The organism is Streptomyces albiaxialis (assembly GCF_039530985.1).
Lineage (GTDB): Bacteria > Actinomycetota > Actinomycetes > Streptomycetales > Streptomycetaceae > Streptomyces > Streptomyces albiaxialis.
In genome coordinates, this window is sequence record NZ_BAAAPE010000007.1 from 961,517 (window position 1) to 982,729 (window position 21,213).

Consider the following 21,213-nt stretch of genomic DNA (forward strand, 5'->3'; position numbering starts at 1 on the left):
GCCCCGGTTCGGGACGAGGGATTCGAGCACGAAGAAGCCCTCCCGAACCTGCTCTCTCGCAGGTTCGGGAGGGCTTTCCCATTCCTGTGGCGGCGCCAGGATTCGAACCTGGGAAGGCTGAGCCGGCAGATTTACAGTCTGCTCCCTTTGGCCGCTCGGGCACACCGCCTGGGATTGCTGCCCGGACACCTTCTTGGCGCGGTGCTCCGTGGCAACGGTGTAAACCATACCCGATGCCGGGGGGTGGTTCGCCACTCGGTTGATCAGGAGGTCCGCGCCCGAGGCTCGGCCGGGGCCGGGCGGCGGGTGGCTAGGCTTGCGGCACGGTCCGACGCGCGGGCCGTTCCCTGACGGATCTACGTACGAGGAGCCAACTCACCATGGCCGACTCCAGTTTCGACATCGTCTCGAAGGTCGAGCGGCAGGAGGTCGACAACGCCCTCAACCAGGCCGCCAAGGAGATCTCGCAGCGCTACGACTTCAAGGGCGTGGACGCCTCGATCGCCTGGTCGGGCGAGAAGATCGAGATGCGGGCGAACTCGGAGGAGCGGGTGAAGGCCGTGCTCGACATCTTCCAGACCAAGCTGGTCAAGCGGGGGATCTCACTGAAGGCCCTGGACACCGGCGAGCCGGCGGCCTCCGGCAAGGAGTACCGGATCCACTCCTCGCTCCAGGAGGGCCTCTCGCAGGACAACGCGAAGAAGGTCGCCAAGGTCATCCGCGACGAGGGCCCGAAGGGCGTCAAGGCGCAGGTGCAGGGCGACGAGCTCCGGGTCACCTCCAAGAGCCGGGACAACCTGCAGGACGTCATCAACCTGCTGAAGGGCAAGGACTTCGACTTCGCGCTCCAGTTCGTGAACTACCGGTAGGCGCGAGAAGCCCGTACGGACAAGGGCGCGGTCACTCCCGGGACGCGGGGGCGGGCGCGCCCTTGTCCGTCTCCGCACCCGTATCCGCCGTCCCCGCTGACGCCTCCGCGGACGCCTCCGGCAGCCGTACGTGGCGCAGGCCGCGGACGCTGAGGACCGCGGCGGCGAGGGTGACGACGACGGCGGCGAGGGCCGCGCCGCGCATGCCGTGGGTGAACGCCTCGCGCGCGGCGGACAGTACGGCCTCTCCCGTACGGCCCGGGAGGCGGTCCGCCGTGGCGACCGCGCCGCCGAGCGTCTCGTGCGCCGCCTCGCGGGCGCGCGCGGGGAGGCCGGGCGGGAGGGCGTCGGTGACCTCGTGGCGGTAGAGGGCCGTTCCGACGCTGCCGAGCAGGGCCATTCCGAGGGCGCCGCCGAACTCCTGCCCCGCTTCGAGCAGCCCTGAGGCGGTGCCCGCCTGCTCGGGGGGTGCGGTGCCGACGACCAGGTCGGTGACGAGGGTCATGACGACGGCGATGCCCACCGCGTAGACCGCGGCCCCGGCGAGCACGAGGGGCAGCGGGGAGCCGGCCTCGACGCGGGTCAGGACGAGGAAGCCGCAGGCGGCGACGGTGAAGCCCGCGCCGATGAGGTACGCGCGGTTCACGCGGCGGGCGGCCTGGACGCTCACGGGGGCGGCGACGCCGACGGCGAGCGAGGGCACCAGGCTCCACAGGGCGGCACGCAGGGGGCTCATGCCGAGCACCGACTGGAGGTACTGCGTGCTGAAGATGGCGAAGCCGATCATCACGAACATGGCGGCCAGGTTGGTGCCGAGCGCCGCGCCGAAGCCGGGGCGGCGGAAGAGCGCGAGGTCGAGCATGGGGTTCGGGGCCGTGCGCTGGCGGTGTACGAACAGCAGCGCGAAGGCCGCGCCGACGGCGAGGGCGAGCACGTACGCGTGGTCGTAGCCCTCCGCGGCGAACTCCTTGATCCCGTAGACCGCCGGGAGGATCGCGGCGAGGGAGAGCAGGGCGCTGAGCCAGTCGAAGCGGCCCGCCGCGGGGTTCTTGAACTCGGGGACCAGGAAGGGCCCGAACGCCAGCAGCAGCGCCATCACGGGCAGGTTGACGAGGAAGACCGAGCCCCACCAGAAGTGCTCCAGCAGGATGCCGCTGAGCACCGGGCCGACGGCCACGCCGCCCGTCATCACGGCCGACCAGATGGCGATGGCGGTCGCGCGCTGCGCGGGGTCGTGGAAGAGGTTGCGGATCAGCGCGAGCGTGGACGGCATCAGCGTGGCGCCGCCGAGGCCGAGCAGGGCGCGGGCGGCGATGAGCATCTCCGCGCTGGTGGCGTACGCGGCGGCCGCGGAGGCGAGCCCGAAGGCGAGGGCGCCGCAGAGCAGCAGCCTGCGGCGGCCCACGCGGTCGCCGAGGGCGCCCATGGTGAGCAGCAGGCCGCCGAGGACGAAGGCGTAGATATCGAAGATCCAGAGCTGCTCGGCAGCGCTCGGCTCCAGTTCGTGGGAGATGAAGGGCACCGCGAAGTAGAGGACCGACACGTCCATGGAGACCAGGAGCAGCGGCAGCAGGAGGACGGTCAGGGCGGTCCATTCCCTGCGGCCCGCGCGGGCGGCGGCGGACGGAGAAGGCCGGGGCGGCGGCGCGGAGGGCGCGGAGGGTGTGGTCATGCCGGGACTATACGAACGTCTTAAACACTTGTCTATGACGGATGTATAAGACGTACGTTTAGGACGTCCGTATAAGACAGCCGTCTAAGGGCTGGGGTACGGTCGCCGCATGGGACATCGCGAGGATCTGCTCGACGGCGCGAAGCGCTGCCTGCTGGAGAAGGGATGGCGCGCGACGGCGCGGGACATCGTGGCCGCCTCCGGCACGAACCTGGCCTCGATCGGCTACCACTACGGCTCCAAGGACGCACTCATGCGCGAGGCGCTCTTCGCCGCGATGGGCGACTGGGGCGACGAGATGCAGGCGATCACCGAGTCGGCGCTCAGCGGCACGGCCTCCCCCGCCGAGCGCTTCGCGACCGCGTGGCGCGTCCTGTCGGACCTCTTCGACAAGCACCGCACCCTGTGGGCGGCGAACTTCGAGGCCGTCCAGCGCTCGGACAGCGATCCCCAGTTGCGCTCGGCCTTCGTCGCGGCGGAGCGCGAGGCCCAGGCGGGACTGGTGGCGCTCTTCCACGGGGTGCCCGACTCGGAGGTCTCCGAGGAGGACACCGCGCTCTACGGGCCGCTGTACCACCTGCTGGTGAGCGGAATGGTCGCGCAGAAGACGCTCAACCCCGACGCGGAGGTCTCGGGCGAGAACCTCATCGAGGCGATGCGCCACATCGCCGACCGCCGCAGGCCCTGAGGGCCCTGAGGGCCTTCACCGGAGGACCGAAGGGGCGAAGGGCCGACGGAATCAGCGGGGCTCCCGGCCCGCCATCTTCTCCAGCCGGGCCACCCGCTCCGTCATGGGCGGGTGCGTGGAGAACAGCTTGGAGAGGCCCTCGCCCCGGCGGAACGGATTGGCGATCATCATGTGGCTCGCCGTCTCCAGGCGCGGCTCAGGGGGCAGCGGAAGCTGCTGGGTGCCCGCCTCCAGCTTCCGCAGCGCGGAGGCGAGGGCGAGCGGGTCGCCGGTGAGCTGGGCCCCCGAGGCGTCCGCCTCGTACTCCCGCGAGCGGGAGACGGCGAGCTGGATGAGGGAGGCGGCGACCGGGCCCAGGATCATGATCAGCAACATGCCGACGAGCCCGGGCCCCTCGTCGTCGTCCGAGCGGCCTATGGGAATCAGCCAGGCGAAGTTGACCAGGAAGAGCACCACCGAGGCCAGGGCTCCGGCGACGGACGAGATGAGGATGTCGCGGTTGTAGACATGACTCAGCTCGTGGCCGATGACGCCGCGCAGCTCGCGCTCGTCGAGGATGCGCAGGATGCCGTCCGTGCAGCACACCGCCGCGTTCCGCGGATTGCGGCCCGTCGCGAACGCGTTCGGCGCCTGGGTCGGCGAGATGTAGAGCCGCGGCATCGGCTGCCGCGCGGCCGTCGACAGCTCGCGCACCATCCGGTACAGCTCGGGGGCCTCGAACTCGCTGACGGGGCGGGCACGCATGGCGCGCAGGGCGAGCTTGTCGCTGTTCCAGTACGCGTACGCGTTCGTCCCCAGGGCCACGAGCAGGGCGACGACCAGACCGGTCGTGCCGAAGAAGCTCCCGATGACGAGGATGAGTGCGGACAGTCCCCCGAGGAGCAGGGCTGTCCTCAGCCCGTTGTGCCGGCGGTGCACGGTGCGCCCTCCAGATGGTGCGGCGGGGGAACCCTGAGCGGGGTGGGCGATCCACCCTCCAGTGTCCAGCGGCCCCTTCCAGTGGACCTTCCCTGCCTGGTCAACGCACCACGGGCAGGCGCAGTTCCCCCGGCCGCAGTACCGCTGCCGGTGCGCGGGCTCCCTCGGGCGCGCCTCGCGGAGCCTTCCGTCAGAACAGGGAGGTGTCCGCGAAGCGCAGGATGAGCTGCGGGGCGCCCGAGATGGCGATGCCCAGGACGGCCGTCACCCCGATGGTCGCCGTCAGGACGCCCGAGGGCGCGACGCGCGGCGCGGCCTCGCGCCCGTCCGTACGGAACAGGACGGCGGTCCACTGGAGGTAGTAGTAGAGCGCGATCACGACGTTGACGGCCATGACGACCGCGAGCCAGCCCAGGCCCGCGTCCACGGCCGCGCCGAAGACCGTCACCTTGGCGAACAGCCCGACCACGCCCGGCGGCAGACCGGCCAGGCAGAGCAGGAAGAAGCCCAGGCAGAGCGCGGCCAGGGGGCGGGTGGAGATCAGGGCGCGGTAGTCGCTGATCCGGTTGGCCGCGTGCGTACGGCCGACGAGCGCGGCGACCGCGAAGGCGCCCAGGTTCACCACGCCGTACATGAGCGCGTAGGCGACGGTCGCGCCGACGGCCCTGTCCGTGTCGTCCGTCCAGGCCGCGGCGGCGATCGGGACGAGGAGATAGCCCGCCTGCCCGACGGAGGACCAGGCGAGCAGCCGTACGGCGCTGTGCTCGCGGTCCGGGCGCTGCCGGAGGGCGCCCAGGTTGCCGACCGTCATGGTGAGGGCCGCCAGTACGGCCAGGGCGGGGCCCCAGACGTGGTCATAGGAGGGGAAGGCCCGCAGGGTGACGAGGATCAGCCCGGAGAAACCGACGGCCTTACCGACCACCGAGAGGTACGCGGCGACCGGAAGGGGCGCACCGACATACGTATCGGGCACCCAGAAGTGGAACGGGACGGCCGCCGTCTTGAAGGCGAAGCCCACGAGGGTGAGCGCGACGCCCGTGGTGGCCAGGGTGCCCAGGCGGCTGTCCGTCGCGGGCAGGGCCTCGGCGACGGCCTCCAGGTGCATGCTGCCGGTGGCCGCGTAGACGAAGCTGACGCCCAGGAGCATCACGGCCGTCGCGGTGACGGACGACAGGAAGAACTTCAGGGCCGCCTCGGACGAACGTGCCTCCCCCCGGCGCAGACCGACCAGCGCGAACGCCGGAAGGGACGCCACTTCCAGGGCGACGACCAAAGTGGCCAGATCGCGGGAGGCGGGCAGCAGCGCCGCACCGGCGGCGGACGACAGCAGCAGGAACCAGAACTCCCCCTCGGGCAGCTTGTCGTCCTTCACTGACGTCACCGACAGCAGGGCGGCCACGAACGCGCCGCCCAGCACGAGGAACTGGATGACAAGAGCGAACGGGTCGGCCACATAGCTGCACGCGCCGGAACCGCCCGTCAGGCAGAAGGTCGATCTGTTCTCCCCGATGAGCGGGATCAGCGACAGTCCCGCGAGGGCCAGACCGGCGAGGGAGACCCAGCCGAGCAGGGGCTTGCGGCGGTCGTCCAGGAAGAGGTCGGCCACCAGGACGACGAGGGCGACGACGGCGGCGACGGCGGGCGGCGCGATGGCCACCCAGTCGACGGACTGGATGGTCTGGGCAGCACCCGCCGTCTGAACCGTCTGGAGGGTGGCTTCGGTCGCGGGCGTCATCGGGTCACTCCTGGCAGGAGGTTCTGCACCGCCGGGTCGGTGAGCCCCAGGAGCGCGGCGGGCCACAGTCCGGCGAGGACGGTGAGGACGACCAGGGGCGTCCAGGCGGCGTATTCGTAGCGGCGTACGTCCGGCACGGTCGCGAGCGGCGGGAGGGGCGCGGGGCGCGCCTCCCCCGGGTCGCCCATGCAGACGCGGCGGACGACGACGAGCATGTAGGCGGCGGTCAGCAGGGTGCCGACGGCGCCGAGCGCCATGAACACTAGGTAGGCGGGGCGGCTGAGGCCCCCGGCCGGGTGGAAGGCGCCCAGGAGGGCGAGCAGTTCGCCCCAGAAGCCCGCGAGTCCCGGCAGCCCCAGGGAGGCCACGGCGCCGAAGGCGAGCAGCCCGCCGAACCGTGGCGCCTTCCCGTACAGCGCGGCCCCGCCCGTACCGGCCAGTGCGTCCAGGTCGGTCGTGCCCGCGCGGTCCTTGAGGGCGCCGACGAGGAAGAAGAGCAGGCCGGTGATGAGGCCGTGGGCGATGTTCGCGAACAGGGCGCCGTTGACGCCCGTGTGGGTGAGGGTCGCGATGCCGAGCAGGACGAAGCCCATGTGGCCGACCGAGGAGTACGCGATCAGCCGCTTCAGGTCGCCCTTGGCGCCGCGCCGTGCGAGGGCGAGGCAGGCGAGGGACCCGTAGATGATGCCGACGACCGCGAAGGCCGCCAGATACGGCGCGAACGTCTCGGCGCCCTCCGGCGCGGCGGGCAGCAGGATACGGACGAACCCGTAGGTGCCCATCTTCAGCAGGACGCCCGCCAGGAGCACCGAGCCGACCGTGGGCGCGGCCGTGTGCGCGTCGGGCAGCCAGGAGTGCATCGGCCACATGGGCGCCTTGACGGCGAGCCCGAGGCCGATGGCGAGCGCCGCGACGAGCTGCGTGGTGTGGCTCAGCCCGGCGCCGTGCTGTTCGGCGAGCCGCACCATGTCGAATGTGGGTCCGCCCTGGGCGTTCAGGCCGACGACGAGCAGGCCGAGCAGCATCACGACGGAGCCGAGCAGCGTGTAGAGGATGAACTTCCAGGCGGCCGGGCCCCTTCCCTCGCCGCCCCAGCGGGCGATGAGGAAGTACATCGGGATGAGCACCATCTCGAACGCCAGGAAGAACAGCATCAGGTCGAGCACGGCGAACGTCGCCAGGGTGCCGCACTCCAGCACCAGCAGCAGCGCGACGAACGCCTGGGGGCGCGGCCCCGCCGGCATCTTGAAGTAGCTGTAGAGGGCGCACAGGAACGTCAGCAGCGCGGTCAGCACGAGGAGCGGCAGGGAGACGCCGTCCACGCCGAAATGGAGGCGGATCCCGAGGGCCGGGATCCAGCTCACGTCCGACTCGGCCTGCATGGTGCCCGGGTTGTCGTGGTCGAAGCCCAGCGCGAGCACGACCGTCGCGGCCAGCACCACGCCGGTGACGGTCACGCCGTGGCGCAGCACCGCCTGGTCGGGGCCGCGCCCGCGCAGCCCGGGCGGCGCGGGCAGCAGCGCCGCGGCGGCGCCGAGCAGCGGCAGCACGACGGCGGCCAGCAGCAGGGCCCGCATCACGGTGTCGTCGAGGGAGATCACGAGGTCACGCCCCTCCGTTCCCGGCCGCCGCGACGACGGCGACCACGGCGACCACGAGGGAGCCCGCCAGCAGCGCGCTCAGGTAGGTCTGTACGTTGCCGGTCTGCGTACGCCGCACGGCCGCGCCGAGCAGCCGGGGGCCGAGCCCCGCGCCGCTGACGTAGGCGTCGACGACCTCCCGGTCGAGGAACCGTACGAGCTTCGCCGCGCCCTGGACCGGACGGACGACGAGCGCCGTGTAGACGGCGTCCAGATGGAAGCCCGCCGCCGCGTGCCGGTGCAGCGGGCCCAGGAGCAGCAGCCCCGGGTCGGCGTCGGCCTCCGGGTGCGCGGCGGCCAGGGCCGTGGTGTGCCGCCAGGTCGCGAAGGTGAGGATCCCTCCGACCAGGGCGACCCCTGTGGCGAGGACCGAGGTGGTGAGGGTCGGCGCGAGGGAGCCCCCGTCGAACCAGTCGGGCAGCACGGGGAAGGCGAGCCCGAAGGCCAGCGAGGGGACGGCGAGCAGCCACAGGACGGCGGTCATGACGGCCGGTTCGCGGTGGTGGGTCGGCTCGAAGGTCTCGGGGGCCTGCTGCGGGACGGCCTCGGGCACGTGCTCGGCGGCCTTCTCCGGGTCGGGACGCAGCGGCGCGGTCGCGTCCGTACCCCGGAAGGCCAGCAGCCACAGTCTCGCCGCGTAGGCCGCGGTCAGGACGGCCGTGAGCAGGCCCGCGACCAGCACGATCCAGCCGACGCCCACGGGGACGCCGTGCTCGTCGCCGAACGCCGCGTGCTCGGCGGCGCCGAGCACGGCCTCCTTCGAGAAGAAGCCCGCGAACGGCGGGATCGCGGCGAGCGCGAGCAGCGCGACGCTCATCGTCCAGTAGGCGTCCGGGGCGCGCTTGGCGATGCCGCCCATGCGGGACATGACGGTGAGGGAGTTGGTGCCCGCCGCGTGGATGACGACCCCGGCGGCGAGGAAGAGCAGCGCCTTGAACGCGCCGTGGGCCAGCAGGTGGAAGACGGCCGCGCCCCGGTCGGCGACGGCGAGGGCGCCCGCCATGTAGGCGAGCTGGCTGATGGTCGAGTACGCGAGGACGCGTTTGATGTCGTCCTGCGCGAGCGCGGCCAGCGCCGAGCCGGTCATGGTGACGGCGGCGACGAGCGCGAGGAGCGCGAGCGCGGCGGCCGAGGCGGTGAAGACGGGCAGCAGCCGCGCGACGAAGTAGACACCGGCGGCGACCATCGTCGCGGCGTGGATCAGCGCCGACACGGGCGTCGGGCCCGCCATCGCGTCGGGCAGCCAGGAGTGCAGCGGGAACTGCGCGGACTTGCCCGCGACCCCGGCGAGCAGCAGCACCGCGATCAGCGTCGGGTGGTCCAGCTCGAAGCCGGAGAGCGGCGAGGTGAGGCGGGTGACGATCGCGCTGATCCGGAACGTGCCCGCGTCGGAGGCGAGCGCGAGGATGCCGATGAGGAACGGCACGTCGCCGAGCTTCGTGACGAGGAACGCCTTGAGCGAGGCGGCCCGCGCCGCCGGGGTCTCCCAGTAGTGCCCGACCAGGAAGTACGAGCAGATGCCCATGATCTCCCAGCCGACGAGCAGCACGATGAGGTCGTCGCTGTAGACGACGAGGAACATCGCGGCGGTGAACAGGGAGACGAGCGCGGCGTACGAGGGGTAGCGCGGGTCGTCGCGGAGATACCCGGTGGAGTAGAGCTGCACGCACGAGGCGACGAGGCCGACGAGGACCGCGACGAGGACGGCGAAGCCGTCGAGGTGCAGGGCGAGCTGGACGGGCAGCGCCTCGTTGCCGGTCGGGGTCAGCTCGGTGGCGGCGCGCAGCGGGGCGCCGCCGCCCTGGCGTACGGCGACGGTGATCGCGAGGGCCGTCGCGACGAGCGTGGGCAGCACCGCGAGGGGCCGGGCGAAGCCGGGCGCGCCACGGCCGAGGAGCAGCCCGGCGACGGCGCCGAGGAAGGGGAGGACGGGGACGAGGACGGCGAGGGTCGTGGTGCTCACGCGTGCTGCCTCCCTGCGGAAGTCTCCGAACTCCCCGAGGTCTCCGAAGTCCCCCGGGTCTCCGAAGTCCCCTGGTCAGCCTCGGTTTCGGCGGCGTTGTCAGTGGCGGGTGCGAGACTTTCTGCATCGTCGGACCCGCCGCTGGGATTGCCCCCTGGCGAACCTCCGTCCTCACGGAGGTCCCTGAGTCTGTCGACATCGGAGCTGCCCCGATTCCGGTAGACGAGCAGCACGATGGCGAGACCGATGCCGATCTCGGCCGCGGCGATGGCGATGGTGAAGAGCGTGAGTGCCTGGCCCGCGTGCAGGGTGTCGCGGAGCCAGACGTCGAAGGCGACCAGGTTGAGGTTGACCGCGTTCAGCATCAGCTCGACCGACATCAGCACGAGGATGGCGTTCCGGCGCGCGAGGACGCCGTAGAGACCGACGCAGAAGAGCAGCACCGCCAGGACGGCCGGATAGGCGAGATGCATCAGCGGTCGCTCCCCTTCTGCCTGCGAGAGAGGACGATCGCGCCCACGAGGGCGGCGAGGAGGAGGACGGAGAGCGCTTCGAAGGGCAGCACCCAGTGCCGGAAGAGGGCCACACCGGTGACCTCGGTGGAGCCCGCGACCGAGTCGTCCAGCTCGATCCAGGTCGAGCGGAAGGCGTCGATGACGACGGTGAGGAGGGTCGCGGCCGCGGCGACGGCCACGGCGAGGGCGACCCAGCGGTTACCCGAGTCGGCGTCGGGCGAGCGGCCGATGGGCGCCCTGGTGAGCATCAGCCCGAAGAGGAGGAGGACGACGACGGATCCCACGTAGATCAGGACCTGGACCCAGGCGATGAACTCCGCGGTGAGGAGGAGGTATTCCACGGCGATCCCGCCGAGCGCCGCCACCAGCCACAGGGCCGCGTGCACGAGCTGCTTGGTGGTGACGGTGACGAGCGCGGCGCCGAGCGTGACGAGTCCGACGAGGACGAAGACGATCTCGACGCCCGTCGGGGACAGGAAGCCGGGATGGGAGGCGGCGAGGCTCAGCGATCCGGTCACTCGGGCTCACCCCGCTGTTCGGCCTGCTCGGCCGCCTCTGCGGCAGCCTTCTCGGCGGCCTTCTCGGCGGTCTTGCGGGCGGCGGCGATCTCCTTGGGCTCCTCGGCGGCGGGGTCGAGGGCGGGCGGTTCGGGGACCGTCCACATCCACTCGCGGAGCCGGTCGCGTTCGTGGGTCAGCTCGTGGATGTCCGTCTCCGCGTACTCGAACTCGGGGGACCAGAACAGCGCGTCGAAAGGGCAGACCTCGATGCAGATACCGCAGTACATGCACAGGGCGAAGTCGATGGCGAAGCGGTCGAGGACGTTGCGGCTGCGCTCGCGTCCGCCGGGCGCGGCCGGGGGCACCGTCTCCTTGTGGGAGTCGATGTAGATGCACCAGTCCGGGCACTCGCGGGCGCAGAGCATGCAGACCGTGCAGTTCTCCTCGAAGAGCCCGATCACTCCCCGGGAGCGGGGCGGCAGCTCGGGCTGCGCGTCCGGGTAGTGGGCGGTGTGCGAGCGCCGCGTCATCGTGCGGAAGGTGACGGCCAGGCCCTTGGCCAGGCCGGAGCCGAAGACGGCGGAGGGGCGGGACACGGCTACATCACCACCTTGACGACGCCGGTGAGGGCGATCTGGAGCAGGGCGAGGGGGACGAGCGCCGTCCAGGCCACGCGCTGGATCTGGTCCTCGCGCAGCCTCGGGTAGCTGACGCGGAGCCAGATGACGACGAAGGAGAGGAGGGCGGTCTTCAGCAGCGTCCAGAGCCAGCCCAGCCCGTCCGCGAAGGGGCCGTGCCAGCCGCCGAGGAAGAGCACGGCGGTCAGCGCGGAGAGGACGACGATGCCCGCGTACTCGGCGAGGAGGAAGAGCGCGAAGCGCAGCCCGGTGTACTCGGTGTACGCGCCGAAGATGATCTCGGAGTCGGCGACGGGGGCGTCGAAGGGAGGGCGTTGCAACTCGGCCAGGCCGGCCGTGAAGAAGACGAAGCCGCCGATGATCTGCCAGGGCAGCCACCACCATTCCCAGGCGTCGAGGATGCCGGGGAGGGAGAGGGTGCCCGCGGCCATCGCGACGGAGGCGGCGGCGAGCAGCATCGGCAGCTCGTACGCCATGAGCTGGGCGGCGGTGCGCAGGCCGCCCAGGAGGGAGAACTTGTTGGCGGAGGCCCAGCCGCCCATCAGCGAGCCGAGCACGCCGACGCCCATCACGGCGAGGACGAAGAAGATGCCCGCGTCGATCGCCTGGCCGACGCCGCCGTTGCCCGGGGCGGGCCAGACGGGGATCGCGACGAGGACGAGGAGGTAGGGGATGAGGGCGATGGCGGGCGCGAGCTGGAAGATACGCCGGTCGGCGCCGTCGGGGACGACGTCCTCCTTCTGCGCGAACTTGACGCCGTCGGCGACGAGCTGGGCCCAGCCGTGGAAGCCGCCCGCGTACATGGGTCCGACACGGCCCTGCATATGGGCCATGACCTTGTGCTCGGTCTGACCGACGAGGAGGGGCAGGACGAGGAAGGCGAGCAGCACGGCGACCAGGCGGAGCGTGACGTCGAGCGCGTCCATCAGCCCTCTTCTCCTCTCGCGTTGCCGGTACCGCCTTCGTCGTCGGACTCCTCCGCGCCCTGCTCCTCGAAGGCCGGGCGGGCGTGGTGCCAGGGGGCGTCCGTGGAGCGGGGGGCCGTGGCCTCACCGCTCCGCGGTTCCGCGCTGTCCGGCTGATCCGGGCTCTTCGGTTCCTCCGCGCGCCGGGGCGAGCGGGGGGACCGCGGCGGCGCGGTCGGCGTGGCCGACTCGGGTGACGGCGCCGACTCGGGCGTCTCCGATGCCTGGGGTGCCTCGGGCGTCTCCGATGCCTGGGGTGCCTCGGGCGTCTCCGATGCCTGGGGTGCCTCGGGCGCCTGGGGCGGCGTTGCCGGTTCGGTGGTGGGGGCGTCCGGGCGCTGGCTCGCCGAGCCCTCCGTCGCCGAGCGGGCGCGGCGCGGCGGGCGCTGGCTGGTGGAGCCGTCGCCCGCGGTGCGGGTGCGGCGCGCGGGGCGTTCGCCGGAGGCCGCAGCGGCGCGGCCCCGGGCCGGGCGCGACGGGGCGGGCGGGAGCTGGCCCTTGAGCGGGCCCCACTCGTTGGGGTCGGGGACGCCGGGCGGAAGCATCGTGCGGCGCTTCGGGCCGCCGTGGCCGGACTCGCCGGGCTCCTTCGCGCCCGGCCAGGTCTTGGCGACGCGCGCGGCGAGGACGAAGTCCTTGCGCAGCGGGTGTCCCTCGAAGCCCTCGGGCAGCAGCAGCGGGGCGAGGTCCGGGTGGTCGGGGAAGTCCACGCCGAACATCTCGTGCGTCTCGCGCTCGTGCCAGGAGGCCCCGGCGTAGATGCCGGTGGCGGTCGGGAGCGAGGGGGCCCCGTGCGGCACGGTCGTACGGACGACGAGGCGGCGCAGCGGCTCACCCGCACGCTCCCCCGCGCCCCCGCCCGGGAGGGCGGCGACGTGGGCGCAGACGTGGAAGCCGGTGCCGGGCTCGTCGACGGCGCTGAGCCAGTCGAAGTAGGTGCAGTCCAGCGCGTCGCGCGCGACGCGGAGGGCGGAGAGCCAGGACTCGGCGGGGACGTCGACGGTCAGCAGCCCGTACGCGTCCTCGGCCGTCGCCCCGACGCCGAACAGCGCCTCCGTGCCACCGGGCAGCCAGCCGACGGTGCCGGGACCGGTGGGCTCGGCGGACTCCGACGCGGGCTCCGGCGCGGGTTCCGGCACGGACTCCGATGCGGGCTGCGGCGCGGGCTCGGCCGGCTCCGTGGGTTCCGTGGGCTCGGTCACCGTTCCTCGCCCTCCCCCGCGCCGTTCGTACTCGGGGTGCCCGGGACGGCGGGCGGCGGTTTCACCAGGCCGCTGGTGAGCGCCGCCGCGGGGGCCTTCCCGTTGGACTCATGGGGCCCGTTGGACCCATGAGGCCCGTTCGCCCCGTACCGGTGCGAGGTCGACTCGGCGGCGATCTTCTCCTGGAGCTTCAGCACGCCCTGGAGCAGCGCCTCGGGCCGCGGCGGGCAGCCCGGCACATAGACGTCGACGGGGATGATCTGGTCGACGCCCTTGGTGACGGAGTACGAGTCCCAGTAGGGCCCACCGCAGTTGGAGCAGGCGCCGAAGGAGATGACGTACTTCGGCTCGGGCATCTGCTCGTAGAGCCGCTTGACCGCGGGGGCCATCTTGTCGGTGACCGTGCCGGAGACGACCATCAGGTCGGCCTGGCGCGGGCCCGGCGCGAAGGGGATCACGCCGAGCCGGATGAAGTCGTGCCGGGCCATCGACGCGGCGATGAACTCGATCGCGCAGCAGGCGAGCCCGAAGTTGAAGACCCACAGGCTGTAGCGCCGGCCCCAGTTGAGGACGACCTTCATGGGCTCGGGGGCCAGCCGCGCGAGCGGGCCCAGCCGGGCCGGGGGCGCCAGGTCGACGGGCTGCCGCGAGCCACCGGTGTTCGTTCCGCTTACGTCCATTCCAGGACGCCCTTCTTGTACGCGTACAGCAGGCCGACGGCGAGGAAGCCGAGGAAGATGAACATCTCCACGAGCGTGATGCCGCCGAATCCCGGGGCGGCGAAGACCGTCGCCCAGGGGAAGAGGAAGACGGAGTCGACCGCGAAGATGACGTACAGAAAGCTGTAGACGTAGTAGCGGATCTGGGTGTGGGCCCAGCCCTCGCCCACCGGGTCGACGCCGCACTCGTACGTCAGCATCTTCTCCCGGGTGGGCACCACCGGCCGCAGCAGCCGTCCCGCGGCGAAGGCCACGGCGACGAAGAGCACCCCGACAACCGCGACCAGCCCGACGACCGAATAGCCGTGGAAGTAGTCCGGCACGTCCGCCCCTGTGGTGTGTGTGGTGAGTGGTGCTGTTCGAGGATCTGTACGCACGGGAGTCTAGGCCCTGCCCCGGGCCGCGAGCACCGCCGCGTCACACTCCGTTCGGCTCCGTTCACACATGCTTCGGGGCACGCTCCCACGTGAGGTGGGGTTAACCCCACCCCACCTCACCAAGGGACCCCATAGCGCCGCCAAAGGCGGCCGGGCAGGCTGGGGCGTATGACCGCGAGTCCCCTGAGATCCGAGCCCGACGCACCGGCCGCCCCGGCCGGGAGCGGGGACGTCGAACCGCTGCCGCCGCCCCGGGCCGCCCTCTCCGCGCAGACGTGCCGGGAGATCGCGCATCTGCTGGTCAACGCGGTGGTCGACACGGTCGCCTTCGTCTACGTCGTGACGCTGCTGTGGACCGGCACGTTCCTCTCCGTCACGACGATCGGGCTGCCGCTGCTGGCGGTGGGGCTGCTCGGCGCGAGGCAGATCGGCAAGTTCGAGCGGGCGCGGGCGCGGCTGCTGCTGCGCGTGCGGATCGACGAGCCGAGCCCGCTGCGCGCCCCGCGCCCCGGGTTCCTGCCGTGGCTGTGGGAGCGGCTCAAGGACCCGGTGGCCTGGCGGCAGGTGCTGTACTCGTTCGTGCGCTTCCCCTGGGGGTGGCTGACCTTCTGCGTGACGCTGCCGTCCCTGATCGTGGCCTGGCCGGTGCTGCCGTGGGTGGCGCGGGGGCTGACGAACGTGGACCGGCTGATGGTCCGCACGCTGCTGGCGCCCTCCGACGAGCTGGAGCGGCGCGTCGCCGAGCTGGAGTCGGACCGGGGTGCGGTGGTGGACACGGCGGCGGCGGACCTGCGCCGTATCGAACGCGACCTGCACGACGGCGCCCAGGCACGCCTCGTCGCCCTCGCCATGGACCTCGGCCTCGCGAAAGAGAAACTCCTCGAAGACCCCGAAGCCGCCGCCAAAATGGTCGACGAAGCCCACGGCGAGGTGAAACTCGCCCTCCAGGAACTCCGCGACCTCGCCCGCGGCATCCACCCCGCCATCCTCACCGACCGCGGACTCGGCCCCGCCCTCTCCGCACTCGCCGCCCGCTGCACCGTCCCCGTCACCGTCACCACCGACCTCGCCCGGCGCCCCGCCCCCGCGATCGAGGGCATCGCCTACTTCACGGCGTCCGAGCTGCTGCAGAACGTCAGCAAGCACAGCGGGGCGCGTACCGCCGGCGTGGAGGTGTGGCGCACCGACCAGCGGCTGCTCGTCCAGGTGACCGACGACGGGAAGGGCGGGGCGAGCGCCGACGCGGGCTCCGGGCTCGCGGGCCTCGCCGAACGCCTCGACGCCGTCGACGGCCTCCTCGTCCTCGACTCCCCGCCCGGCGGCCCCACCACCGTCACCGCCGAACTGCCCTGGCGCGACGAGCACGAACAGAAGCGGGGAGCGACGGCATGAGGCCGACCATGGGTGCGCCGGGTGTGGTGCGTACGGTGCTGCGCGCGCCGTTCGAGCGCCGGGCGCTGCGCGAGCTGCTGTACGTGCTGTCCGGGCTGCCGCTCGCCGTCGCCACCTTCGCGTACGCCGTCACGATGCTGTTCGTCGGCGCCGGGCTGCTGATCACGTTCCTCGGGGTGCCGGTGCTCGCCGCCGGGCTCGCGGGGGCGCGGGGTCTCGGCCGTCTCGAACGGGCACGGGCCCGGGGGCTGCTGGGCCTGGACGTCGCCGAGCCCGAGCCCGTACGGGCGCTCCAGCGGTCCCGGGGTCCGATGGCCTGGATGGGCGCGACGCTGCGCAGCGGCGTGTCCTGGCGGCACGTGCTCTACGCGCTGCTCCATCTGCCGTGGGCGATGCTGAGCTTCACGGCCACCGCGCTGGTCGTCTTCCACGGCTGGCTGCTGCTGCTCTTCCCCGCCTGGCAGTGGCTCTTCCACAACCGGGACCGGGACGCCCTGCAGTTCCACGACGGGCTCCAGATCGGGGCCAGGAGCGGCCAGGGCGGCGGCGAGGTGCTGGACACGCCGCCGGAGGTCCTGGTGGTGACGGTCGTCGGGCTGCTGCTGGTGCTGCTGACGCCGTGGCTGGTACGGGGCCTGAGCCGGGTCGACCGGCTGCTGGTCGTCGGGCTGCTGGGCCCCTCGCGGCTGGCGACGCGGGTGTGGGAGCTGGAGTCGGACCGGGGTGCGGTGGTCGATACGGCGGCGGCGGACCTGCGCCGTATCGAACGCGACCTGCACGACGGCGCCCAGGCACGCCTCGTCGCCCTCGCCATGGACCTCGGCCTCGCGAAAGAGAAACTCCTCGAAGACCCCGAAGCCGCCGCCAAAATGGTCGACGAAGCCCACGGCGAAGTGAAACTCGCCCTCCAGGAACTCCGCGACCTCGCCCGCGGCATCCACCCCGCCATCCTCACCGACCGCGGACTCGGCCCCGCCCTCTCCGCACTCGCCGCCCGCTGCACCGTCCCCGTCACCGTCACCACCGACCTGACGGAGAGGCCGGTGGCGGCCATCGAGGGGATCACCTATTTCACGGTCTCGGAGCTGCTGCAGAACGTCAGCAAGCACAGCGGCGCCACCCGGGCCGGGGTCGAGCTGTGGCGGGGCAAGGACCGGCTGATGCTCCAGGTGTCGGACGACGGGAAGGGCGGGGCGAGCGCCGAGGCGGGCTCGGGGCTCGCGGGGCTCGCCGAACGCCTCGACGCCGTCGACGGCCTCCTCGTCCTCGACTCCCCACGTGGCGGCCCCACCACCGTCACCGCCGAACTGCCCTGGCGCGACCAGTAGCGGAACAGGTCGCGGCGCCCGGCCCCCGGGCACCGGCGGATCTGGGATGCTGGTGGGAAGGGGACACGCTTCAGGGGGGCCGGGTAGATGGAGAGCGCGGAGGACAGGGTGCGCGTGGTCATCGCGGAGGACTCGGTGCTGCTCCGGGAGGGGCTGACCCGGCTGCTCACGGACCGGGGGTACGAGGTCGTGGCGGGCGTCGGGGACGGGGACGCGCTGGTGAAGACCGTCGCCGAGTTCGCCGAGGCCGGACAGCTCCCCGACGTGGTCGTGGCGGACGTGCGGATGCCGCCGACGCACACCGACGAGGGCGTGCGCGCGGCCGTCCGGTTGCGGGAGACGTACGGGGACCTGGGTGTGCTGGTCCTGTCCCAGTACGTGGAGGAGCAGTACGCGACGGAGCTGCTGGCCGGATCCAGCCGCGGGGTCGGCTATCTGCTGAAGGACCGGGTAGCCGAAGTGCGTGAGTTCGTGGACGCGGTCGCGCGAGTCGCCCAGGGCGGCACGGCGCTCGACCCGGAGGTGGTCGCGCAGCTTCTCGGGCGCAGCCGCAAGCAGGACGTGCTCGCAGGTCTCACCCCGCGGGAGCGGGAGGTGCTGGGCCTGATGGCCGAGGGGCGGACGAACTCGGCGGTCGCCCGGCAGCTCGTGGTGAGCCACGGGGCCGTCGAGAAGCACGTCAGCAACATCTTCCTGAAGCTGGGCCTCTCGCAGAGTGACGCGGATCACCGGAGGGTCCTCGCGGTGCTGACGTATCTGAATTCGTAGCGGAGGGCGGCGCGGGGCCGCCGTCAGGCCGTCCCGTGCCGCCAGGGGAAACGGAGAGCTTGAGGAGCACTCCAGGGGGTGGAGCGAGCGTGGCAGCGCAGTGCGGCAGAGCGTCTCAAAAAGCTGTCCAGCATGGGATCACCTTCGGGAAGGCAACCCTTAGCGACGTACGATGGCTGGCGAGCCGCCGCCTTGAGGGAGGTCCGATCCACCGTGACCAGTCAGGTCAGTAGCCCAGTCGGGCATCAGTCCGGCCCTGAGAGAGGGCAGGACAGCGGGCAGGACAAGGAGGTCAGGCGCCTGGACCGGGTGATCATCCGGTTCGCGGGCGACTCCGGCGACGGCATGCAATTGACGGGCGACCGCTTCACGTCCGAAACGGCCTCGTTCGGCAACGATCTCTCGACGCTGCCGAACTTCCCGGCCGAGATCCGTGCCCCCGCGGGCACGCTGCCGGGCGTCTCCAGTTTCCAGCTCCACTTCGCCGATCACGACATCCTGACGCCGGGCGACGCCCCGAACGTCCTGGTGGCCATGAACCCGGCGGCGCTGAAGGCGAACATCGCGGACGTGCCGCGCGGCGCCGAGATCATCGTCAACACGGACGAGTTCACCAAGCGTGCGATGGCAAAGGTCGGCTACGACTCCAGTCCACTGGAGGACGGCTCCCTGGACGGATACAGCGTCCACCAGGTGCCGCTCACCACGCTCACGGTCGAGGCGCTGAAGGAGTACGACCTGGGCCGTAAGGAGGCGGGCCGGTCGAAGAACATGTTCGCGCTGGGCCTCCTGTCGTGGATGTACCACCGACCCACCGAGCAGACCGAGGCGTTCCTGCGCACCAAGTTCGCCAAGAAGCCGACGGTCGCGGAAGCGAACATCACGGCGTTCCGCGCGGGCTGGAACTTCGGCGAGACGACCGAGGACTTCGCCGTCTCGTACGAGGTGGCGCCGGCGTCCACCGCCTTCCCGCCCGGTACGTACCGGAACATCTCGGGCAACCTCGCGCTGTCCTACGGACTGGTCGCGGCGTCTCAGAAAGCGGACCTTCCGCTTTTCCTCGGCTCGTACCCCATCACCCCGGCCTCCGACGTGCTGCACGAGCTGAGCAAGCACAAGAACTTCGGGGTCCGCACCTTCCAGGCCGAGGACGAGATCGCCGGCATCGGCGCCGCCCTCGGCGCGGCCTTCGGCGGCTCGCTGGCCGTGACGACGACCTCGGGCCCGGGCGTGGCGCTGAAGTCCGAGACGATCGGCCTCGCGGTCAGCCTCGAACTGCCGCTGCTGATCATCGACATCCAGCGCGGCGGCCCCTCCACCGGGCTGCCCACCAAGACCGAGCAGGCCGACCTGCTCCAGGCGATGTACGGGCGGAACGGCGAGGCACCGGTGCCCATCGTCGCCCCGTCCACGCCCGCCGACTGCTTCACGGCGGCGCTGGAGGCGGCCCGGATCGCGCTCACGTACCGGACGCCGGTCTTCCTGCTCTCGGACGGCTATCTGGCCAACGGCTCGGAGCCCTGGCGGATCCCCGACCCGGACGAGCTGCCCGACCTGCGCGTCCAGTTCGCCTCGGGCCCCAACCACGAGCTGGAGGACGGCACCGAGGTCTTCTGGCCGTACAAGCGCGACCCCCACACCCTCGCCCGCCCCTGGGCGGTGCCCGGCACGCCGGGACTCGAACACCGCATCGGCGGCATCGAGAAGCAGGACGGCACGGGCAACATCTCCTACGACCCGGCCAACCACGACTTCATGGTCCGCACCCGTCAGGCCAAGGTCGACGGGGTCGAGGTGCCGGACCTGGAGGTCAGCGACCCGAGCGGCGACGCCGGGCTGCTGGTGCTCGGCTGGGGCTCCACGTACGGGCCGATCACGGCCGCCGTGCGCCGGATCAGGAACGCGGGGGGCACCATCGCGCAGGCCCATCTGCGCCATCTCAACCCGTTCCCCCGGAATCTCGGAGAGGTGCTGCGGCGTTACGACAAGGTGGTCGTGCCGGAGATGAACCTCGGGCAGCTCGCCACCCTCATCCGCGCCACCTATCTCGTCGACGCACAGTCGTATACGCAGGTCCGCGGTCTGCCCTTCAAGGCCGAGCAGCTCGCGAACGCTCTCAAGGAGGCCATCACCAATGGCTGAGACTTCGACAGGTCTCGCGGAGGGGGCTCCTCTGACCGAGGAGGCCGACAGCAAGGGCCCGGAGGCGCTTTCCCTGGTGCCGAGGGCCGTGGGCAAGCAGACGATGAAGGACTTCAAGTCGGACCAGGAGGTCCGCTGGTGTCCCGGCTGCGGCGACTACGCGGTGCTGGCCGCCGTCCAGGGCTTCATGCCCGAACTCGGCCTGGCGAAGGAGAACATCGTCTTCGTCTCGGGCATCGGCTGCTCCTCCCGCTTCCCGTACTACATGAACACGTACGGGATGCACTCGATCCACGGCCGCGCCCCGTCCATCGCCACCGGCCTCGCCACGTCGCGACGGGACCTGAGCGTGTGGGTGGTCACGGGCGACGGCGACGCCCTCTCGATCGGGGGCAACCACCTGATCCACGCGCTGCGGCGGAACGTGAACCTGAAGATCCTGCTCTTCAACAACCGGATCTACGGCCTGACGAAGGGTCAGTACAGCCCGACCTCCGAGGCCGGGAAGATCACCAAGTCGACGCCGATGGGCTCGCTGGACGCGCCGTTCAACCCGGTGTCGCTGGCGCTCGGCGCCGAGGCGAGCTTCGTGGCCCGTACGGTCGACTCGGACCGCAAGCACCTCACCTCGGTGCTGCGCGCCGCCGCCGACCACCCGGGCACGGCGCTCGTGGAGATCTACCAGAACTGCAACATCTTCAACGACGGCGCGTTCGAGGTCCTGAAAGACAAGGAGCAGGCGCAGGAGGCCGTGATCCGGCTGGAGCACGGCGAGCCGATCCGCTTCGGGACCCCGGCGGAGGACGGGCTCGGCGCCAAGGGCGTCGTGCGCGACCCCAGCGGCGAGCTGCGGATCGTCGACGTGCGCGAGGAGGGCACGGCGGACGTCCTCGTCCATGACGCCGCGGCGGACTCCCCCGGCACGGCCTTCGCGCTCTCGCGGCTGGCCGACCCGGACACCCTGCACCACACGCCGATCGGCGTGCTGCGCAGCGTCCGCCGCCCGGTCTACGACACGGAGATGGCCGAGCAGCTCGACCGCGCCGTGGAGCAGAACGGCAAGGGCGACCTGTCCGCCCTGCTGCACGGGAACGACACCTGGACGGTCGTGGGCTGAGCCCCGCCGACCGACCCCGAAGTGCCCGGCGCCTCCCCGGAGGTGCCGGGCATTTTCGCGCCGCC

19 protein-coding genes and 1 tRNA gene are annotated in these 21,213 nt (G+C 71.9%); 7 read left to right on the forward strand and 13 right to left on the reverse strand.

Features of this window, described 5'->3' with window-relative positions:
* Positions 1 to 87: 87 nt before the first annotated feature.
* A tRNA-Tyr gene (locus tag ABD343_RS15480) sits at positions 88 to 169 on the reverse strand.
* A 211-nt stretch (positions 170 to 380) separates the two neighbouring features.
* On the opposite strand from ABD343_RS15480, the gene ABD343_RS15485 reads away from it, so the two are divergent.
* On the forward strand, positions 381 to 869 hold the full coding sequence (locus ABD343_RS15485; protein ID WP_344528244.1) for a YajQ family cyclic di-GMP-binding protein: 489 nt from the start codon (positions 381 to 383) through the stop codon (positions 867 to 869).
* A gap of 31 nt (positions 870 to 900) precedes the next feature.
* On the opposite strand, the gene ABD343_RS15490 is transcribed toward ABD343_RS15485, so the two are convergent.
* Positions 901 to 2,541, reverse strand: coding sequence for an MFS transporter (locus tag ABD343_RS15490; protein ID WP_344528246.1), 1,641 nt, complete (start codon positions 2,539 to 2,541; stop codon positions 901 to 903).
* A 109-nt stretch (positions 2,542 to 2,650) separates the two neighbouring features.
* Here ABD343_RS15490 and ABD343_RS15495 point away from each other — a divergent pair, with 109 nt between their 5' ends.
* The gene (locus ABD343_RS15495) at positions 2,651 to 3,229 is read left to right on the forward strand and encodes a TetR/AcrR family transcriptional regulator (RefSeq protein ID WP_344528248.1); all 579 of its coding nucleotides are present in this window, start codon (positions 2,651 to 2,653) and stop codon (positions 3,227 to 3,229) included.
* A gap of 51 nt (positions 3,230 to 3,280) precedes the next feature.
* Here the strand turns inward: ABD343_RS15495 and htpX are convergent, their stop codons facing one another.
* From htpX to ABD343_RS15550, 11 genes are all read right to left on the reverse strand, one after another.
* Positions 3,281 to 4,147, reverse strand: coding sequence for a zinc metalloprotease HtpX (gene htpX / locus ABD343_RS15500; RefSeq protein WP_344528250.1), 867 nt, complete (start codon positions 4,145 to 4,147; stop codon positions 3,281 to 3,283).
* Positions 4,148 to 4,337: 190 nt separating this feature from the next.
* Positions 4,338 to 5,882, reverse strand: coding sequence for an NADH-quinone oxidoreductase subunit N (locus ABD343_RS15505; protein WP_344528252.1), 1,545 nt, complete (start codon positions 5,880 to 5,882; stop codon positions 4,338 to 4,340).
* Positions 5,879 to 7,459 (reverse strand): complex I subunit 4 family protein, encoded by a 1,581-nt coding sequence (locus ABD343_RS15510; protein ID WP_344528601.1) that lies wholly within the window; start codon positions 7,457 to 7,459, stop codon positions 5,879 to 5,881. Before ABD343_RS15510 ends, ABD343_RS15505 begins: the two co-directional genes overlap by 4 nt.
* Before the next feature lie 28 nt (positions 7,460 to 7,487).
* Positions 7,488 to 9,485 (reverse strand): NADH-quinone oxidoreductase subunit 5 family protein, encoded by a 1,998-nt coding sequence (locus tag ABD343_RS15515; protein WP_344528254.1) that lies wholly within the window; start codon positions 9,483 to 9,485, stop codon positions 7,488 to 7,490.
* The gene (nuoK, locus tag ABD343_RS15520) at positions 9,482 to 9,958 is read right to left on the reverse strand and encodes an NADH-quinone oxidoreductase subunit NuoK (RefSeq protein ID WP_344528256.1); all 477 of its coding nucleotides are present in this window, start codon (positions 9,956 to 9,958) and stop codon (positions 9,482 to 9,484) included. Before nuoK ends, ABD343_RS15515 begins: the two co-directional genes overlap by 4 nt.
* Complete coding sequence (locus ABD343_RS15525; protein WP_344528603.1) at positions 9,958 to 10,506, reverse strand: NADH-quinone oxidoreductase subunit J family protein; 549 nt, start codon at positions 10,504 to 10,506, stop codon at positions 9,958 to 9,960. Before ABD343_RS15525 ends, nuoK begins: the two co-directional genes overlap by 1 nt.
* A gap of 8 nt (positions 10,507 to 10,514) precedes the next feature.
* On the reverse strand, positions 10,515 to 11,030 hold the full coding sequence (locus ABD343_RS15530; RefSeq protein ID WP_344528605.1) for a 4Fe-4S binding protein: 516 nt from the start codon (positions 11,028 to 11,030) through the stop codon (positions 10,515 to 10,517).
* 68 nt (positions 11,031 to 11,098) lie between these two features.
* Complete coding sequence (locus tag ABD343_RS15535) at positions 11,099 to 12,067, reverse strand: complex I subunit 1/NuoH family protein (RefSeq protein WP_344528607.1); 969 nt, start codon at positions 12,065 to 12,067, stop codon at positions 11,099 to 11,101.
* Complete coding sequence (locus ABD343_RS15540; protein ID WP_425578184.1) at positions 12,064 to 13,305, reverse strand: NADH-quinone oxidoreductase subunit C; 1,242 nt, start codon at positions 13,303 to 13,305, stop codon at positions 12,064 to 12,066. Before ABD343_RS15540 ends, ABD343_RS15535 begins: the two co-directional genes overlap by 4 nt.
* Positions 13,302 to 13,985, reverse strand: coding sequence for an NADH-quinone oxidoreductase subunit B (locus ABD343_RS15545; protein ID WP_344528258.1), 684 nt, complete (start codon positions 13,983 to 13,985; stop codon positions 13,302 to 13,304). Before ABD343_RS15545 ends, ABD343_RS15540 begins: the two co-directional genes overlap by 4 nt.
* Entirely contained in the window at positions 13,976 to 14,347 is a 372-nt protein-coding gene (locus ABD343_RS15550) for an NADH-quinone oxidoreductase subunit A (RefSeq protein WP_344528260.1), read from the reverse strand. Before ABD343_RS15550 ends, ABD343_RS15545 begins: the two co-directional genes overlap by 10 nt.
* 222 nt (positions 14,348 to 14,569) lie before the next feature.
* Here ABD343_RS15550 and ABD343_RS15555 point away from each other — a divergent pair, with 222 nt between their 5' ends.
* The 5 genes from ABD343_RS15555 (at position 14,570) to ABD343_RS15575 (ending at position 21,148) form a co-directional block, all read left to right on the forward strand.
* Positions 14,570 to 15,793 carry a sensor histidine kinase gene (locus ABD343_RS15555; protein ID WP_344528261.1) on the forward strand — a complete coding sequence of 408 codons (1,224 nt, stop codon included), beginning with the start codon at positions 14,570 to 14,572 and terminating at the stop codon, positions 15,791 to 15,793.
* Positions 15,790 to 17,121, forward strand: a complete 1,332-nt coding sequence (locus ABD343_RS15560) for a sensor histidine kinase (protein WP_344528262.1) — start codon at positions 15,790 to 15,792, stop codon at positions 17,119 to 17,121. The genes ABD343_RS15555 and ABD343_RS15560 overlap by 4 nt, the downstream gene beginning before the upstream one ends.
* A gap of 87 nt (positions 17,122 to 17,208) precedes the next feature.
* Positions 17,209 to 17,889, forward strand: coding sequence for a response regulator transcription factor (locus ABD343_RS15565; RefSeq protein ID WP_344528264.1), 681 nt, complete (start codon positions 17,209 to 17,211; stop codon positions 17,887 to 17,889).
* 213 nt (positions 17,890 to 18,102) lie between these two features.
* Positions 18,103 to 20,031, forward strand: a complete 1,929-nt coding sequence (locus ABD343_RS15570) for a 2-oxoacid:acceptor oxidoreductase subunit alpha (RefSeq protein WP_344528266.1) — start codon at positions 18,103 to 18,105, stop codon at positions 20,029 to 20,031.
* Positions 20,024 to 21,148 carry a 2-oxoacid:ferredoxin oxidoreductase subunit beta gene (locus tag ABD343_RS15575; protein ID WP_344528268.1) on the forward strand — a complete coding sequence of 375 codons (1,125 nt, stop codon included), beginning with the start codon at positions 20,024 to 20,026 and terminating at the stop codon, positions 21,146 to 21,148. The genes ABD343_RS15570 and ABD343_RS15575 overlap by 8 nt, the downstream gene beginning before the upstream one ends.
* Positions 21,149 to 21,213: the final 65 nt, after the last annotated feature.